This is a genomic window from Luteimonas yanweni, from assembly GCF_039548475.1.
In the GTDB taxonomy this organism is placed as follows: domain Bacteria; phylum Pseudomonadota; class Gammaproteobacteria; order Xanthomonadales; family Xanthomonadaceae; genus Luteimonas.
This window is the reverse complement of the sequence record NZ_JBCLVC010000013.1, coordinates 344375-360845: the sequence shown is the minus strand read 5'-3', so window position 1 is coordinate 360845 and position 16471 is coordinate 344375. Positions and strand designations below refer to the sequence as shown.

14 protein-coding genes are annotated in these 16471 nt (G+C 71.2%); 3 read left to right on the top strand and 11 right to left on the bottom strand.

The features are described from left to right. Nucleotide 1 precedes the first annotated feature (1 nt). From WCE39_RS10030 to WCE39_RS09995, 8 genes are all read right to left on the bottom strand, one after another. Nucleotides 2-1222: a D-alanyl-D-alanine carboxypeptidase family protein gene (locus tag WCE39_RS10030; RefSeq protein WP_343276537.1), complete on the bottom strand. Its 1221-nt coding sequence runs from the start codon at nt 1220-1222 to the stop codon at nt 2-4. 102 nt (nt 1223-1324) lie between these two features. After that, nucleotides 1325-2740: a septal ring lytic transglycosylase RlpA family protein gene (locus WCE39_RS10025; RefSeq protein ID WP_343276536.1), complete on the bottom strand. Its 1416-nt coding sequence runs from the start codon at nt 2738-2740 to the stop codon at nt 1325-1327. Continuing rightward, nucleotides 2737-3870 (bottom strand): lytic murein transglycosylase B, encoded by a 1134-nt coding sequence (gene mltB / locus WCE39_RS10020; RefSeq protein ID WP_343276535.1) that lies wholly within the window; start codon nt 3868-3870, stop codon nt 2737-2739. The genes WCE39_RS10025 and mltB overlap by 4 nt, the downstream gene beginning before the upstream one ends. Nucleotides 3871-3946: 76 nt before the next feature. Beyond that, nucleotides 3947-5059, bottom strand: coding sequence for a rod shape-determining protein RodA (gene rodA, locus WCE39_RS10015; RefSeq protein WP_343276534.1), 1113 nt, complete (start codon nt 5057-5059; stop codon nt 3947-3949). After that, the gene (gene mrdA, locus WCE39_RS10010) at nt 5056-7041 is read right to left on the bottom strand and encodes a penicillin-binding protein 2 (RefSeq protein WP_449284013.1); all 1986 of its coding nucleotides are present in this window, start codon (nt 7039-7041) and stop codon (nt 5056-5058) included. The genes rodA and mrdA overlap by 4 nt, the downstream gene beginning before the upstream one ends. Continuing rightward, nucleotides 7041-7526 (bottom strand): rod shape-determining protein MreD, encoded by a 486-nt coding sequence (mreD, locus tag WCE39_RS10005; RefSeq protein ID WP_343276533.1) that lies wholly within the window; start codon nt 7524-7526, stop codon nt 7041-7043. Before mreD ends, mrdA begins: the two co-directional genes overlap by 1 nt. Next, entirely contained in the window at nt 7523-8494 is a 972-nt protein-coding gene (gene mreC / locus WCE39_RS10000) for a rod shape-determining protein MreC (RefSeq protein WP_343276532.1), read from the bottom strand. Before mreC ends, mreD begins: the two co-directional genes overlap by 4 nt. 23 nt (nt 8495-8517) lie before the next feature. Next, entirely contained in the window at nt 8518-9561 is a 1044-nt protein-coding gene (locus tag WCE39_RS09995) for a rod shape-determining protein (RefSeq protein WP_343276531.1), read from the bottom strand. 274 nt (nt 9562-9835) lie between these two features. Between WCE39_RS09995 and WCE39_RS09990 the strand changes: the two genes are divergently transcribed. Together WCE39_RS09990 and WCE39_RS09985 are read left to right on the top strand one after the other, a co-directional pair. After that, entirely contained in the window at nt 9836-10768 is a 933-nt protein-coding gene (locus WCE39_RS09990) for a carbohydrate kinase family protein (RefSeq protein ID WP_343276530.1), read from the top strand. Continuing rightward, complete coding sequence (locus WCE39_RS09985) at nt 10765-12132, top strand: hypothetical protein (RefSeq protein WP_343276529.1); 1368 nt, start codon at nt 10765-10767, stop codon at nt 12130-12132. Before WCE39_RS09990 ends, WCE39_RS09985 begins: the two co-directional genes overlap by 4 nt. Nucleotides 12133-12154: 22 nt before the next feature. On the opposite strand, the gene WCE39_RS09980 is transcribed toward WCE39_RS09985, so the two are convergent. The 3 genes from WCE39_RS09980 to ubiE all read right to left on the bottom strand — a co-directional run bounded on the left by WCE39_RS09980 (nt 12155) and on the right by ubiE (nt 15918). Continuing rightward, a complete protein-coding gene (locus tag WCE39_RS09980) occupies nt 12155-12871 on the bottom strand; it encodes a hypothetical protein (protein ID WP_343276560.1) in 717 nt (238 codons plus the stop codon). Between the two features lie 127 nt (nt 12872-12998). Beyond that, nucleotides 12999-15062, bottom strand: a complete 2064-nt coding sequence (locus WCE39_RS09975) for a M1 family metallopeptidase (protein ID WP_343276528.1) — start codon at nt 15060-15062, stop codon at nt 12999-13001. Between the two features lie 97 nt (nt 15063-15159). Then, on the bottom strand, nt 15160-15918 hold the full coding sequence (ubiE, locus tag WCE39_RS09970) for a bifunctional demethylmenaquinone methyltransferase/2-methoxy-6-polyprenyl-1,4-benzoquinol methylase UbiE (protein ID WP_343276527.1): 759 nt from the start codon (nt 15916-15918) through the stop codon (nt 15160-15162). Nucleotides 15919-16010: 92 nt separating this feature from the next. Between ubiE and WCE39_RS09965 the strand changes: the two genes are divergently transcribed. Further along, entirely contained in the window at nt 16011-16466 is a 456-nt protein-coding gene (locus tag WCE39_RS09965) for a nucleoside deaminase (protein ID WP_343276526.1), read from the top strand. Nucleotides 16467-16471: the final 5 nt, after the last annotated feature.

The window sequence follows — 16471 nt, the reverse complement described above, 5'->3', positions numbered from 1 at the left end:
CTCAGAGCGACTGCCACCACATCAGCAGTTCGTGCCACAGGCGCTTGAAGAACCCGGCTTCCGGGACTTCTTCCAGCGCCACCAGCGGCGCCTCGGCCACCAGCTTGCCGTCCAGCATCACCCGCACCTTGCCCAGCGCCTGGCCGCGCGCGATCGGCGCCACCAGGGTGCGCGGCACGTCCATGCTCGGCTGCAGCTTCGCGTACTGGCCGCGCTGCATGCTCACCAGCAGCGGCTGGGCCACGCCCAGGTCGAGCTCGTTGGCAGCGCCCTTCCAAACCTTCTGCGTCGCCACCGGCTTGTCGGCGGCGTAGAGCTCGTGGGTCTCGAAGAAACGGAAGCCCCAGTTCAGCAGTGCCTGCGAATCGGTGGCGCGCTGGGACTCGCTGGTGGAACCCATCACTACCGAGATCAGGCGCTGGTCGCCGCGCTTGGCCGACGCCATCAGGCAGTAGCCGGCGCCCGAGTGGTGGCCGGTCTTGATGCCGTCCACGCTCTGGTCGCGCCACAGCAGGATGTTGCGGTTGCGCTGGGTGATCGGGCCGACCGTGAATTCCTTGATCGCGTTGAAGGCGTAGTGCTCGGGGAAATCACGTGCCAGGGCACGGCCCAGCAGCGCCAGGTCGCGCGCGGTCGAGTAGTGCTCCGGCGCCGACAGGCCATGGGAATTGACGAAGTGCGAGTTCTTCATGCCGATGCGCGCGGCATAGGCGTTCATCAGTGCGGCGAATGCGTCCTCGGAGCCGGCGATGTGTTCGGCCAGGGCGATCGCGGCGTCGTTGCCGGACTGCACCGTCATGCCCTTTTCCATGTCCAGCAGCTTGGCGGTCTTGTTGACCTCGAAGCCGCTGTAGCTGCCGTCGGTGCCGGCGCCGCCGGTGCGCCAGGCGTTGACGCTCATCATCACGTCGTCGTCGGGACCGACCTTGCCGGCGGCCATCTCGGCCGCGATCACGTAGCTGGTCATCACCTTGGTGATGCTGGCCGGCTCGACGCGCTCATCGACGTTGTCGCCTGCCAGGATCTGGCCGGTGGCGAAGTCCATCAGCGCCCACGCCGTGCCGGTGATGGCGGGCGCGTCGGGCACGGGCAGTTCCTCGCTCAGCGCGGCGGGCGCGGCGGGAGTGGGCGCGGTGGGCGCCGGATCCTGGGCAAAGGCGAGGCCGAGCGTGGCGACGGAAACAGCGGCGAGCAGCGCGACGCGGAAGGCGTGGGCTTTCATCAGGCGTGGAACTCCGGGAATTTCGGGCCATCCGCGAACGGACGGCGGGGACAGGCGCTCATTTTAACCGTGCGCGTCAGCCATGCACGTTAACGCTCCGCATCACTCGCGCACGGGATGCGGTGCACCGAAACCCAGGCTCGCGACGCGCGCGCCGAGCTCCGCAACGCCGGTGGGCGCCACCGGACCCACGCGCAGGCGCCACACGGGCTTGCCTGCGGCCGTGCCGTCCTGCAGCCGCGCGTCGCCGATCCCGGCACCGCGCAGCAGGGCGAGCGCACGCTCGGCATTGTCGCGGGATCCGAAGGCGGCAACCTGCAGCAGCACGCCGGCGACCGACGCAGCCGACCCGGACGACTCCGGGGCGGCGGGCGGCGCAAGACCGCTGCCCGACGTCCCTGCAACCACGGCGGCCGCGACCGGCGCCTTGTCGCCCGCATCCACGCCAGACGTCGCGGCCTTGGCCGCACCAGCGGCGGCGGAGCCGTAGGGATCTGGCTTTCCGGGGCGCCCGGTCGCAACGCGTGCGCGGCGCGACTTCATCCAGGCGTCGAATTCGTCGGCGGTCATCGCGCGCCCGTCCTGGCGCATGTCGAAGCGCCAGTCGGCATTGCCGGATTCCGGCACGGGAGCCGTCGTGGCCACCGCGGCAGGCGTGGTCGCCGACACGTGGCTGGCCAACTGGCCACCGGCGGCGGCCTGCGACGCGGGCAGCGCGGCAACCAGCCCATCCAGCGCGCTCGGCGGCGCGGGCTGCGGGCGGCCGGTGGCCACGCGCACCCCCGGTGGCAGGCCGGTGGCCGGGTCGACGGCGGCCAGGCGGGTATCGGGCTGGTGGCGTGCGTTCTCGCCCGCCCCCAGCGCGCGCACTTCGACCCGCGCGGTGCCGCGTGGATGCACGCCGATCTTGACCGCGGCGGCGTAGCTCAGGTCGACCACGCGACCGTCGTGGAACGGCCCGCGGTCGTTCACGCGCACCACCACCGACCTGCCGTTGTCCAGGTTGGTCACGCGCGCGAAGCTCGGCAGCGGCAGCGATTTGTGCGCGGCGGTGAACGCGTACATGTCGTAGACCTCCTGGTTGGAGGTCCGGCGGCCGTGGAACTTCTGGCCATAGTACGAAGCCAGTCCGGTCTCGACGAAGTCTTTCGCGTCTTCCAGCACGTGGTAGGACCTGCCCTGCACCTTGTACGGCGAACGGTTGCCGTAGCGCGAGCGCTCCAGGGCCACGACCTCGGGTTCCGGGATCGCATCCACGTCGGGGACGTAATCCGGCGTCGTGTCAGCGACCCCCGGCTTGTAGAGCCCACCGGCGACATAGTCGCCGCGCGTCGAAGGGTCCTCCTGCGCCGGCGCGTACGGCGAGACCCGCGGCCCCGCCGTGCTAGCGCCGCCGCCGCGAGGTGCCTCGTCCCCCGGAGGCGCCTGGCGGCTGGGGGCGCCCGCGCAGCCGGCCAGCAGTGCGGCGACAGCGGCGGCGGTCCACCAGCACGCGGGTCTCGCGCGCCGGATCCTCATTGCGGTTCGCGCCCCGCGATCGCCTGCGCCAGCTGGTGCACGGCCAGGGAGTACATCGGCGAACGGTTGTAGCGGCTGATGACGTAGAAGTTGCGGTAGCCGAACCAGTATTCGGGTCCGTTGGCGCCATCGAACGAAAGCAGCGTGGCACCCTCGGCCACGGGCTGACCGGGCAGCGGACGGTAGCCGCGTTCGGCGAGCTCGGACAGCCGATGCACCGGGTCCAGGGCCTCGGGCCTGAAATCGGCCGCAGCGTCATCGCGGCTGGCGCGTGCCACCACCGGCGCGCCGCGCTCCCAGCCGTGGATCACGAAATAGTTGGCGATCGAGGCGAACACGTCGGGCTTGTGGGTCAGCAGGTCGCGGCGGCCATCGCCATCGCCGTCCTTCGCCCACAGGCGGTAGCTGGACGGCATGAACTGGCCCATGCCCATGGCGCCGGCATAGCTGCCCTTCAGCGCGGCAATGTCGAGCTGCGGCTCTTCGGCGGCGAGTGCGAACAGCTGCGCCAGCTCGCCGGCGAAGAACGGCGCGCGCTTGGGGAAGCCGAAGGCCAGCGTGTACAGCGCATCGACCACGCGATGGTTGCCGGTGATGCGGCCATAGCTGGTCTCGACGCCGATGATGGCGACGATGTACTCGGCGGGAACGCCGGTTTCCGCCGCCACGCGCTCCAGGGCCTCGCGGTTTTCCGCGTAGAAGGCCTTGCCGCCGCTGATGCGGGCATCGTTGATGAAGATCGGGCGGTAGTCGCTCCAGGGACGCACGGCCTCGGCCGGGCGCGACATCGCATCGATGATCGACTGCTTGTGCGCGGCGCCGGCAAGCACGTCGCGGATCCGCTGGCGGTCGACGCCGTAGGTGTCCGCCGTGTAGTCGACAAAGGCCGCGATGCGCTGCGCCCGCGGGATCGCCGGGTCCGTCACCGAGGGCGGCGCCACCGGGCGCTCCGGCGGCTGCGGGACCGCGGGCAGCGGCGCGGGCCCGGAGGGTGCCGGGCCGGCCGCGGAGGGCGGCGATGCCGCGGCCGGGGCGCTGGCGTCGGGAGAGGTCTCGGCCGGGGTCGCGCAGGCGAACAGCGCGAGCGATACCAGCGAGGCGGATACGAGTGCTAGGGGGCGTTTGACCATCGGTCGCGAGGTTATCACGCGGCCCGGCAGGCATGCCCTGGCGCCACGTGAACGGCGGCCGCGGGCGGCGCTCCGGTCAACGCTTGCGCACCGGGCGATGCGCGCCCACGGCCATCACCACGCCCATGCCCGCGAGCAGCGACACGGCGGCGGTGCCGCCGAAGCTAAGCAGCGGCATCGGCACGCCCACCACCGGCAGCAGCCCGGAGATCATGCCGCCGTTGACCAGTACGTACACGAACAGCGCCAGCCCCAGCGCGCCGGCCAGCAGGCGCCCGAAGCCGTCGCGCGATTCCGCCGCGATCCACAGGCAGCGGCCCACCACCACCAGGTACAGCGCCAGCACCGTGACCACGCCGGCCCAGCCGAACTCCTCCGACAGCACCGCGAAGATGAAGTCGGTGGTGTGCTCGGGCACGTAGTTGAGGTGCGACTGCGAGCCTTCGCCCCAGCCCTGCCCACGCAGGCCACCGGAGCCGATGGCGATCTTCGACTGGATGATGTTCCAGCCCGCCCCCAGCGGGTCGGACTCGGGGTCGAGGAAGGTGAGGATGCGGTCCTTCTGGTAGGGCCGCAGCATCCAGTACCAGGCCGCCGGCGCCGCCGCCGCCGCCGCCGCCCCTGCGACGACGAACCACCACCACGACATGCCCGCCAGATACAGCGCGAACACGCCGCTGGTGGCGACCAGCATCGCGGTGCCGAAATCGGGCTGCAGCAGGATCAGGCCGGTCGGCAGCGCCACCAGCAGCATCGCCACCACGGTGACCACGAAGCCGGCCGGCTGCGGGCGCGCGTTGAGATACCAGGCCACCATCATCGGCAGGCTGAGCTTGAGCAGCTCCGCCGGCTGGAAATAGAACACGCCGAGGTCGAGCCAGTGCGCGCCGCTGCGCCCGGTGCCCAGGAACAGCACCGCCACCAGCGGCAGCAGCGACAGCAGGTACGCGGCCGGCGCTGCGTCGCGCAGGCGCAGCGGCGGCACCCGCGACAACAGCCACAGCACGCCCAGCCCCACCCCGTAGCGCGCGCCCTGCGACACCATCAGGGTGGAATCCTGGCCGCCCGCGCTGTGCAGCACCGCCAGGCCGATGCCCATCAGCGCGAGCAGCGCGCCCAGCAGGATCCAGTCCAGGGTGCGCACGAAGCGCTGCACCAGGTCCAGCAGGAAGCGGAGGATCACGTTCATGGCCGCGGCTCCGGCAGCGCCTCGGCGCCGGCCTGCGGGGCAAGCAGCGCCGCTCCCGGACCCGGCAAGGCGCCGCCCACCACGCCCTCGAACAGCTCGACCGGCGGCACGACCACGCCATCGGCCGGGGCGGCGGGCTCCGGCACGTCGCCCAGCAGCCAGGCGTCGAAGATCTTGCGCGCAATCGGCGCCGCGGTGGCACCGCCGTAGCCGCCGTGCTCGACCACCACCACCAGCGCGATGGTCGGGTGCTCCGCCGGTGCATAGCCCGCGAACAGCGCCTGGTGGCGGAGGTGGTAGGGCAGGCTGCGGGGATCCAGGCTGACGCTGCCGCGACGGCTGACCCGCTGCGCGGTGCCGGTCTTGCCGGCCATCCGGTACGGCGCGCCGCGGGCCATGGCCGTCGCCGTGCCGCGGCCGTGGATGGTCGCCTCCATGCCCTCCTGCACCGCGCGCACGTGCGCCGGGCTGTCGCTGATGCGCGCGGCCGGAGCGACCGCCAGCGGCGCCCAGGGCAGGTCGTAGCCGCTGCGACGTTCCGCCGCCAGCCGAAGCGGGTGCAGCACGCCCCCATTTGCGATGGCCGCGGTGCCGCGCGCCATCTGCAGCGCCGTGGCCACCCAGTAGCCCTGGCCGATGCCGGCGATCACGGTCTCGCCCGGGTACCAGGGCTCGCGGCTGTTGCCCAGCTTCCATTCGCGCGAAGGCACGATCCCCGAGGTCTCACCGGTCAGGTCGATGCCGGTGGGCTCGCCGAAACCATAGCGGTGCATGTACTCCGCCAGGCGGTCGATGCCCATGTCGTAGGCGAGCTTGTAGTAGTAGTAATTGATCGAGCGCGAGATCGAGTCGCGCAGGTCGACCCAGCCGGCGCCGCGCCCGGCGTCGCGGTAGCCGCGGCTCTGCCCGGGGATGAAGAACTCGCCGGTGGAGAACACCCGGCTTTCCGGCGTGCGCAGGCCGCTGTCGAGGCCGGCCAGGGCCATGAAGGGCTTCACGATCGAGCCCAGCGGTCCGCCGCCCAGCACGTTGCGGTTGAACAGCGGCCGTGCCGGGTCGTCCATCAGCCGGCGGTAGTCGGTGGTGGAAATGCCGTTGACGAACAGGTTGGGGTCGTAGCTGGGCAGGCTGACCATCGCCAGCACCTGGCCGGTGGCCGGATCCACCGCCACGGCCGACCCCTGCATCTCGCCGAAGGCCAGCACCATCGCGCGCTGCAGCTCGACGTCCAGCGACAGCTTCAGGTCGGCGCCCGCGGTCGCGGGCACCAGGCCGACCCTGCGCAGGGCCCGGCCCTCCACGTTCGTCTCGACCTGTTCGTAGCCGACCACGCCGCGCAGCGCTTCGTCGTAGTAGCGCTCCAGGCCGGTGCGCCCGGTATGGGTGAACACAGCATGGGCTTCGCCGTAGCGCTCGATATCGCCCTCGTCGGTGCGCCCGACGTAACCGACCACGTGCGCCAGCAGGTCGCCATAGGGGTAGCGGCGATTGAGGTAGGGCACCAGCTCCACGCCGGGGAAGCGCCAGCGCTCGACCGCGAAGCGCGCGGCCTCCTCGTCGCTGATGCGCAGCTTCAGCGGGATCGCGCGGAAGGAGCGCGTGGCCTTGCGCGCGGCTTCGAAGCGCTCGATGTCCTCCGGCGCGAGCTCGACCACCTTCGACAGCGCGTCCACCAGGGCGGGGATGTCACCGGCCTCCTCGGGCGTCACGTCCAGGCGGTAGGCGGGCACGTTGTCGGCCAGGATCCGGCCTTCGCGGTCCAGGATCAGGCCGCGCCCCGGCACCACCGGCCGCGGCTTGATGCGGTTGGCGTGCGAGCGCTTGGCGTAGTCGTCGTGGTCCAGCACCTGCAGCTTGAAGTACCAGCCCGCCAGGCCGCCCAGCGAAAGCAGCACCACGGCGAAGCCAAGCAGCGCGCGGCCACGGAACAGCCGCGCCTCGGCCTCGGCGCTGCGCAGCCGGCGGCCGCGCTGGCCCGACATCACCGGCGCGCGCCGCGGCCGATCCGCAGCGCGTCAAGCAGCACGAACAGCGGCGCCCACAGCAGCATGCCCGGCAGCGGCGCCCACCAGTACGCCAAGGGCAGCACCGGTTCGCCCAGGCCGAGGTGGATGGCGGTGCTGATCACGCGGTCGTTGAGCAGCAGGCCGCCGATCGCGAGCGCCTGCTGCGGCATCGGGAAGAAGCGCAGCTGGGTGCGGAAACGCTGCAGGATGAAGGTCATCACCACCAGCCGCAGCGCCTGCTCGCCGAGCAGGCCGCCGAAGGCGAGGTCGGCCACCAGTCCGATGGCGAAGGCGAAGCCAAGGCCCACGCGCTCGCTGTCCTCGATCACCCAGTAGGCCAGCACCAGCGCCAGCCAGTACGGGCGCAGCGGCTGCAGCAGGGCCGGCATCGGCAGCAGGCCGAGCAGCAGGGCAAGCAGCACGCTTACCGGCAGCAGCCAGCCGCGCCCGCGGCCGCTCATCGCGCGGCTCCGGGAGCGGGGGGCGCGCCGGCCGGGGCGTCAGCGGTCGGCGGCGCGTCGACAGGCGGCGAATCGACGGGCGGCGCGTCGACAGGCGGCGAGTCGACAGGCGGCGCGTCGCCGGGCAGCGCGGGCTGGTCGCGCAGCAGCAGCACGTCGCGCCCGCGGTCGAGCTGCGCCGCGGCATCGACGTCGCCGACCAGGAACGCGCGGCTGTCGTCGGGGCGCAGGGCCGCGATCGTGCCCACCGGGAAGCCCGGCGGGAAGCGGCCGCCAAGCCCCGACGTGATCACCACGTCGCCGGCGCGCACGTCGCTCGACAGCGGCACGTTGCGCAGCTCCAGCACGTCGCTGCGGCCGGTGCCGTACACGATCAGGCGCACGCCGGTGCGCGCCACCGCCACCGGCACGGCGTGGTCGGGATCGGTCAGCAACAGGACCACGGCCGTGGTCGGCGTGGCCTCGATCACCTGCCCGACCAGGCCACCGGCGTCGATCACCGCCTGGCCGCGGCGCACGCCCGCGCGGGCGCCGGCGTTGAGCATCAGCCGCTGGCGGGTGGGATCGAGGTCGACGTCGAGGATCGGCGCCAGCTGCACGTCCTGGCTGCCGCGCTCGGCGGCGCCAAGCAGGCCGCGCAGGCGCGCGTTCTCCTCGGCTTCGACCTGCAGCCGCGCCTGCCGGGCGGCACCGAGCAGGAGTTCATTGCGCAGGTGGCGGTTCTCTTCGGACAGGCGCGCACGGCTGGCGGCATCGTCGCGAACGCTCTCGCCCAGCCGCGCGGGCAGCCCGGCCAGCCACCACACCGGTTGCATGGCCACGCTGGCATGGCCGCGCGCCTGGGCCAGCCAGTCGCCGCGGTGGTCGAGCACGAGCAGCGTCACCGACAACGCGAGGTAGGCCAGCAGCTTCAGCGTGCCGGCAACGTCACTGGATCGGGGGGCGGCGGAACCGGCGTAGTTGGACACTGTGTTGGCGGAGGCGGGTCAGGTCACTCCGAGGCGAAAAACTCGTTGCCGTGCATGTCCAGGAGCTCCAGGGCACGGCCACCGCCGCGGGCAACGCAGGTCAGCGGATCCTCGGCCACCTGTACGTGCAGGCCGGTCTCCTCGCTCAGCAGGCGGTCGATGTCACGCAAGAGGGCGCCGCCGCCGGTGAGCACGATGCCGCGCTCGGCGACGTCGGCACTGAGTTCCGGCGGGGTCTGTTCCAGCGCCTGGCGCACCGCGGCCACGATGCCCATCAGCGGCTCGCGCAGCGCGTCGAGCACCTCGTTCGAGTTGATCTTGACCATCTTCGGCACGCCCTCGGCCAGGTGACGGCCGGAGATCTCGGTCTCCAGGACCTTTTCCTGCGGGTAGGCGCAGCCGAGCTCGATCTTGACCCGCTCGGCCGTGGCCTCGCCGATCAGCATGCCGTGGTTGCGGCGCACGTAGTTGATGATCGACTCGTCGAAGCGGTCGCCGCCGATGCGCGCCGACTGCGAATAGACGATGCCGTTGAGCGCGATCACCGCGACCTCGGTGGTGCCGCCGCCGATGTCGACCACCATCGAGCCGCGCGCCTCGGTGACCGGCATCCCGGCCCCGATCGCGGCGGCCATGGGTTCCTCGATCAGCGAGACGTCGCGCGCACCGGCCTCCATCGCCGAGTCCTTGATGGCGCGCTTCTCGACCTGGGTGGAGCCGGCCGGCACGCAGATCAGCACCCGCGGGCTGGGCTGCAGGAAGCGGCCCTTGTGCACCTTGCGGATGAAGTACTTGAGCATTTCCTCGGTATAGGTGAAGTCGGCGATCACGCCGTCCTTCATCGGCCGGTGGGTGGTGAGGTGGCCGGGCGTGCGGCCCAGCATCTGCTTGGCCTCGCTGCCCACCGCGGCGACCGCGCGCGGGCCGCCGTTGCGGTCCTGGCGGATCGCGACCACCGACGGCTCGTTGAGCACGATCCCCTGGCCGCGGACGAAAATAAGGGTGTTGGCCGTGCCCAGGTCGATGGACAGGTCATTGGAGAACATGCCGCGGAACTTCTTGAACATCGGGGGCGCGTGTCCGTCAGGAGGGGGCGGGAACGGGGGAATTCCCGGAGAAAACCGGATCGTCAAGCGTAGCAACCCCCCCCTGCCCCGGCAAGGAAAACCGCCCCGGCGCGCGCCCTGCGGCTTGGCCCGGCGGGACTGCGGGGCTAACCTGTGCGGCGGTCTGGCCCCGGAGGGGTCCGGCCACCGTCGCCGCCGGCCTGCGGCACTGCCCGATATCCCCGAAAAACGCCGTCCCAGCGGGTCGGCACCAGCCCCCCGGAGCACTTTCCCGATGCCTGCCCTGATCTGCGGTTCCCTGGCCTACGACACCATCATGGTGTTCCCCGACCAGTTCAAGAACCACATCCTGCCGGACAAGGTGCACATCCTGAACGTCTCGTTCCTGGTGCCGCGGATGCGCCGCGAGTTCGGCGGCTGCGCCGGCAACATCGCCTACAACCTCAAGCTGCTCGGCGGCGATCCGATCCCGATGGCGACCGTCGGCCAGGACTTCGGTCCCTACCGCGAGTGGTTCGAGGAGAACGGGATCACGCTCGAGCGGGTCAAGGTGATCGACGAACTGTTCACGCCGCAGGCGTTCATCACCACCGACCACGACAACAACCAGATCACCGCCTTCCATCCGGGGGCGATGATGCGCAGCTACGAGAACCACGTGAAGGACGTGCCGGGCGTGACCATCGGCATCGTCAGCCCCGACGGCTACGAGGGCATGATCCAGAACGCGAAGGAATTCGCCGAGGCCGGCATCCCTTTCATCTTCGACCCGGGCCAGGCCATGCCGCTGTTCAACGGCGAGGAGCTGCGCGCCTTCATCGAGCAGGCCGACTACGTCACGGTGAACGACTACGAGTCCAACCTGCTGCAGGAGCGCACCGGCTGGGACGAGAAGACCATCGCCGGCAAGGTCAAGGCCTACATCGCCACCCGCGGCCCCAAGGGCGCGTGCATCCATGCCGACGGCACGACCTACAACATAGGTCCGGCGCACGAACGCCGCATCACCGATCCCACCGGCTGCGGCGACGCCTTCCGCGCCGGGCTGATCTTCGGCATCGAGAAGGGCTGTGACTGGGAGACCATCGGCCGCATCGGCAACCTGATGGGAGCGCTGAAGGTCGAGCATCCGGGCACGCAGAACCAGCGCTTCGACTACGACGAGTTCGCGGCCCAGTTCCGGCAGCAGTTCGGCTACGCGCTTTGAGTACGCGGCTGGCAGCGGCGCGGCTGGCCGGGGCCGCCGCGGTGCTGGCGGCTGCATGGCAACCGGCGCAGGCCGCGGCCGCTGGATCGCGCTACCTGGAGCTCGCGGCCGACCGCGTCGTGGAGGCCGCCCCCGCGCTGCTGCTCGAAACCACGCTCGACATGCCCCGCGCGGCGTGGATCTACCTGCAGTCCGACGGCGTCCATGCGCCGGTGGATGCGACCCAGGCCAACGCCTACATCACGGTCGACGGCAGGCTGGCTTCCAACGACAGCATCATCGACTGGCGTGGCTCGCGCGCGCCCAACCAGCACGCCTTCAACGCGATCGGCGCGGTGCGCGCCGGCCCCGGCCGGGTGCACATCGCGCTGCGCGCCCGCACCGCAGGCGGCAAGGCGCTGGTGAAGGCCGGGGCCAACCTGTCGATCCTCGCCGAGCCGGCGGCCCGCGTGGTCGAGATGCGGATGGACGAGGCGTCGCCGTGGCTGGATTTCGACACGCGTGATACGCCCGAGGGCACGCCGATCCCGGAACGCGGCCGCCGCGCCCTGCTCGCCGCGGCCGCGGGCAACGCGGCCGGGCCGGTGGTGGCGATGGCGTCCGGCCGCAGCTATGTCTCGCAGTCGCCGGGCGATGCGATGTGGGGGCTGTTCCTCAACGGCCGCGAATCACCGCTGGATTCGGCCACCTGGTCCATCAACGACCTGTTCGCGCCCGGCGCCGAAGTGCAGGCGCCCATGTTCGTACAGGCGCTGTATCCGGATCCGCCGGCCAACAGCGAGGTGCAGCTGGTCGCCAGCGAATCGCCCTACTACAAGCCCCGGATGGCCAGTACCAACGCCGCCCGCTACCGCGTGGGCCGTGGCGCACGCCTGGTGACCCTGGCCGGTGGCATGCGGGTGTTCGGCCGCGGCCTGGCACCGAAGCACGACTACGCGGCCAACGGCCGGCATCGTCGCTACGCCTATACCTGCATCGGCACCAATGGCTACCGGCCGGAAAAGTGCCCGCCGCTGGGCGGGGACGTGGTCATCGGCAAGGGGCGCGCCTGCATTCCTCCGGGACACAACGGCGTGGTGATGTTTTCCGCCAAGACCCGCATCCAGGGCGATGAGGCCGACCCCGGCGGCACCGTGTCGCTGCGCCTGCGCATCAACGGCAGGGACGTCGGCGCGACCAGCCGGCAGACGCTGGGGCCGCTGCCGCACTCGGTCAGCACGCGGACCATCGGCGCAAGCTACCTGGCGACCGGCAAGCGCGCGCTGCCCGAAGGCTGCCATGACGTCGAAGCCGTCGGCCATGCGACGGGCGACTTCCGCAACATTTCGTACAACGTCGACCTGCCGCTGCTCTGGTTCGACTGAGCCGCGGTCGCGGTCCCCGGCCTCAGTTCCAGGCCGGGAGCCGGCCGCGATCCAGCCCACCGACCTCGAACTCCACCGTGCGCGTGCCGCCGGCCTTGACCGGATACTCCACCAGCAGGCGCTTCGCGCCGTCGATCATCGCCCACAGCGCCTTCTCGTCGTCGATGAACATGGCGATGGCTTCGTCGGTATCCGGGCGGTTGGCGGCCATCCTCTTCGGCGCCGCATCGTCCACGGTGACCGCGACCCGGCAGGCGCCATAGCAGTCGAAATCGCCGGCCTGCATCACCAGGTAGCTGCTGCGGCCCCAGTCCGGGTGGTCGCGGAAGATCAGGCGCACGGGCTTCTCGCCGCTGCCGTCGCTGTCAACGCCTTCACGCGAGAAGATCGCGGCGGAGAGCTGGTTGCCGCCCTTCACCGGCTCGGTGTTGTAGGCCCAGAGTGCGTCCAGGCGGGCATCCTCGCGCACCTGGTTGCCCTTGGCCCGCGCCTCTTCGTGCAGCGGGCGGATGCGTTCGGCCGCGGCCGTGTCCGGGTAACGCGCCAGCAGCACGTCGCCCTGGGCGCCGGCCAGCACCCAGTTCTCCGCGGCGTAGGCGGTGTCGAAGTCCGCGGCGGCCTGCTCGGCCGCGGCCTCGTTGGCCTGCGCCTGCGAGGCGGCCCGGGCTTCGGCCTGCACAGCCGGGTCCTGGCAGGCGGCCAGCGCCAGCAGTGCGGCGGAAAAGGCGACCGCGACCATGGCGGGGCGGCGTGCACTTGCTGGGCGGAGCGTGCTCATGTGGGACCCTCGTCTTGCGGTTGGACGTGGAACGGCGGCGCCGGGCACGGGCGTGGGCAGGAGGTGGCCCGCGCCTCCGGCCCTCCGCTCAGCGGCCGGTGGGCGCCGGGCGCGTGGGGTCGCCGTCCGCGGCCGGCATCGCCGGTTCCGTCGCGACCGGCGGCTGCGGCACCGGCGCGGCGGGCTCGACCGCCGCCGGCGCCACCGGCGTGCCGGTGCCCGGTGCCGGCTTCGCTTCGGCGATGACCTTCTCCACCGAACCGGTGGTGATCGGGTGGTAGCCCGGTCGCGCGGCGGCCAGCTGCTCCTTCGCGAACGCCAGGCCGGCCTCGGTGGCAACCAGCGCCTGGTAGGTCGGCATGATCAGCTTGCGGCGGCCGATGGTGCGCAGGAAGTCGGCCATCGCCGGATAGGCCTGCACATAGCCACTGCGCACCGCCAGCGGGTACCAGCGCTGCGCGAGCTCGCCGTTGGGCGTGCCGGTGAAGGCGTAGGCGGTATCGAGCTGCGACAGCTGCTCGACCGAGAGCGTTTCCGGCATGCCTTCGAGGAAATGCACCCACTCCTGCGTGCTCCACGCGTCGGTGATCACCGCCGGCGGCACCGTGCCGCTGCCCAGCCAGCCCAGGCGCGCGCTGTCGACCACGCCGAAGTTGCGCGACAGCACCTGCGGCGCGATGGCCGGGATCCCGGGCTCGTACAGCCAGGCGTCGAATTCCTCGCGGGTCACCTTGCCGGGATACTTGCCGAGCAGGTGCTCGTCGGCGTACTCGACGAAGCGCGAGGTGGGGATGGACTGGAACGCGAAGTGGTCGAAATAGCCGCGCAGGAACGCGTCGAATTCGGCACGGCCGAAGCGCTCCTCGAGGAACTGCAGGAACCACGCGCCCTTGTCGTAGGACACCGCGCTGAGCGAGTCGTCCGGATCCTTGACCACGCCCGGGCGCACTGCCAGCGCCTGCTCCTCGGGGCTCATGTCCGCGATCTCGGCCTTCAGCCCGTTGCGCGAGATCACGTACTCCATGTCGGCGCGCTCCTTGCCGAACAGCGCCTCGATGATGCGGTTCTCGACGTAGCTGGTGAAACCTTCGTTGAGCCAGCCGTCCTTCGCGCTGGAATTGGTCACCAGGTTGCCCGACCAGCTGTGCGCCAGCTCGTGCGCGATCAGCGACACCAGCGACTTGTCGCCGACGATGACGGTGGGCGTGGCGAAGGTCAGGCGCGGGTTCTCCATGCCGCCGTAGGGGAACGACGGCGGCAGCACCAGGATGTCGTAGCGCTCCCAGCGGTAGGGGCCGTAGAGCGACTCGGCGGTGGCGATCATCTTCTCGGTGTCTTCGAACTCGGCCACCGCGCGGTCGACCGCGGACGGTTCGGCCCAGACGCCGGAGCGCGCCGAGATCGGCTTGAACACCAGGTCACCGGCGGCGATCGCCATCAGGTACGAGGGAATGCGCTGCGGCATGCTGAAGCTGTAGTCGCCGTCGCGCGCCGCGGCCGGGTCGTTGTCGGCGCTCATCAGCACCATCACGTCGGCGGGCGCGGTCACGTGCGCGCTGTAGGTGTAGCGCACGCGCGGCGTGTCCTGCAGCGGCACCCACGAACGCGCGTGGATCGCCTGCGACTGGCTGAACATGAAGGGCGTGGCCTTGCCCTGGGTCATCGCGTCGTCGAGCCACTGCAGGCCCGAGGCCTCGGGCACGGTGCGGTAGGCCACGCGGATGTGCGCGTTGCGCCCGGGCGCCTGGATGGTGAGCTTGCTGCCGAGCAGGTCGTCACGACCGGCCAGCGCGTATTCGAGCGGCTGCCAGGTGCCGCCTTCGCCCTCGCCTTCCACGCGTTCGATGGTGAGGTCGCGGGTGTCGAGCACGAGCTCGGTGGCCGCCTCGTCGCGCCAGTCAAGCGTGTACGTCGCCGTGCCGCTGATGGTGCGGGCGTCGAAATCAAGCGCCAGGTCGAGCGCCAGGTCGTCGATCGCGACCCTGTCCGGCTCGGCGTAGGAGTGCTCGTCGTAGTCGTCGCCGCTGGCGGCGGCCTGCGGCTTGGGCGCCGGCGGCGCATCGTTGGGGGTCGGTTCGCGCTTGCATGCGACAACGGCGAACAGGACCAGCGCCGCGATGGCGGCCAGGCGGAGGGTGCGGCTCAGGGTCATGGACGGGGGTCCGGTGGTTGGAACAGCCCCCGATTCTAGCCGGTGGTCGCCGCCGGGTGCGCCCGTAGCGCGAATTGCGCGGCGATCCGCGCCGTACTCAGGCCTTGTAGCCGTCGTGGATGGCGACGATCCCGCCCGACAGGTTGCGGTAGCGGCAGCGCGCGAAGCCTGCGGCCTCCATCATCGACTTGAGCTCGTCCTGCGGCGGATGCTTGCGGATCGACTCGGCCAGGTACTGGTAGCTGTCGGCGTCGCTGGCGAACAGCCGGCCCAGGCGCGGCAGCACCTTGAAGGAGTGGAAGTCGTACGCGGGCTTGAACCAGTCCGGCACCTCGGAGAACTCGAGCACGCGTGCCTGCCCGCCGACCTTCAGCACGCGCAGCATCTCGCGCAGGCCGGCGTCCTTGTCGGTCACGTTGCGCAGCCCGAAGGCGATCGTGACCAGGTCGAAGCTCGCATCCGGGAACGGCAGCGACTGCGCGTTGCACTGCACGTAGCTGAAGCCGCGCACGTGGCCGCGGTCGACCATGCGGTCGCGGCCCACGCGCAGCATGTTGCCGTTGATGTCACCGAGCACAAGCTCACCGGTCTCGCCCACGCGCGGTCGCAGCAGCGCGGCGACGTCACCGGTGCCGCCGGCGAGGTCGAGCACGCGGTCGCCGCGGCTGACCTGCGCGGTGGCGGTGAAATAGCGCTTCCACAGCCGGTGGATGCCGAACGACATCAGGTCGTTCATCAGGTCGTAGCTGCCGGCGACCGAGGAGAACACCTCGCCGACGAGCTTCTGCTTCTCGGCCACCGGCACGTCGCGGAAGCCGAAGTGGGTGGTGTCGGGGCGGGGGTCGCGTTCGGTCATGGCGCCGATTATCGCACCGTGGCGGCGCCGTGCGCTGCACGCTCCGCGGCATGGCACGATGCCGGGCCCCGCACCCGCCTGGAGCCGCCGCCATGATCGCCACCCCGGACTACCGCGCCCTGCTCGACATCGCCATCGACGAAGCCCGCCAGGGCCTGGCCGAGGGCGGCATCCCGATCGGCGCCGCCCTGTACCACGCCGACGGCCGCCTGCTCGGCTGCGGCCACAACCGCCGCGTGCAGGAAAACGATCCGTCCATCCACGGCGAGACCGACGCCTTCCGCAAGGCCGGCCGCCAGCGCTCCTACCGCGACACGATCATGGTCACCACGCTGGCGCCGTGCTGGTACTGCAGCGGCCTGGTGCGGCAGTTCAACATCGGCACCGTGGTGGTGGGCGAGGCGGTGAACTTTGCCGGCGGCGTGGACTGGCTGCGGGCGAGCGGCACCGAGGTGGTGGTGCTGGATGACGCGCGCTGCGTCACGATGATGGGGGAATGGATCGAGGCGAATCCGGGGTTGTGGAACGAGGATATCGGCGAGGAATGAGGCCG

Excerpts from the sequence above, each read along its gene's own strand:
- WCE39_RS09980 (WP_343276560.1), bottom strand. The coding sequence starts at position 12,871 with ATGGTCGCGGTCGCCTTTTCCGCCGCACTGCTGGCGCTGGCCGCCTGC.
- WCE39_RS09990 (WP_343276530.1), top strand. The coding sequence starts at position 9,836 with ATGCCTGCCCTGATCTGCGGTTCCCTGGCCTACGACACCATCATGGTG.
- WCE39_RS09965 (WP_343276526.1), top strand. The coding sequence starts at position 16,011 with ATGATCGCCACCCCGGACTACCGCGCCCTGCTCGACATCGCCATCGAC.
- mltB (WP_343276535.1), bottom strand. The coding sequence starts at position 3,870 with ATGGTCAAACGCCCCCTAGCACTCGTATCCGCCTCGCTGGTATCGCTC.
- WCE39_RS09995 (WP_343276531.1), bottom strand. The coding sequence starts at position 9,561 with ATGTTCAAGAAGTTCCGCGGCATGTTCTCCAATGACCTGTCCATCGAC.
- WCE39_RS10025 (WP_343276536.1), bottom strand. The coding sequence starts at position 2,740 with ATGAGGATCCGGCGCGCGAGACCCGCGTGCTGGTGGACCGCCGCCGCT.
- WCE39_RS10030 (WP_343276537.1), bottom strand. The coding sequence starts at position 1,222 with ATGAAAGCCCACGCCTTCCGCGTCGCGCTGCTCGCCGCTGTTTCCGTC.
- mreD (WP_343276533.1), bottom strand. The coding sequence starts at position 7,526 with ATGAGCGGCCGCGGGCGCGGCTGGCTGCTGCCGGTAAGCGTGCTGCTT.
- mrdA (WP_449284013.1), bottom strand. The coding sequence starts at position 7,041 with ATGTCGGGCCAGCGCGGCCGCCGGCTGCGCAGCGCCGAGGCCGAGGCG.
- rodA (WP_343276534.1), bottom strand. The coding sequence starts at position 5,059 with ATGAACGTGATCCTCCGCTTCCTGCTGGACCTGGTGCAGCGCTTCGTG.
- WCE39_RS09975 (WP_343276528.1), bottom strand. The coding sequence starts at position 15,062 with ATGACCCTGAGCCGCACCCTCCGCCTGGCCGCCATCGCGGCGCTGGTC.
- ubiE (WP_343276527.1), bottom strand. The coding sequence starts at position 15,918 with ATGACCGAACGCGACCCCCGCCCCGACACCACCCACTTCGGCTTCCGC.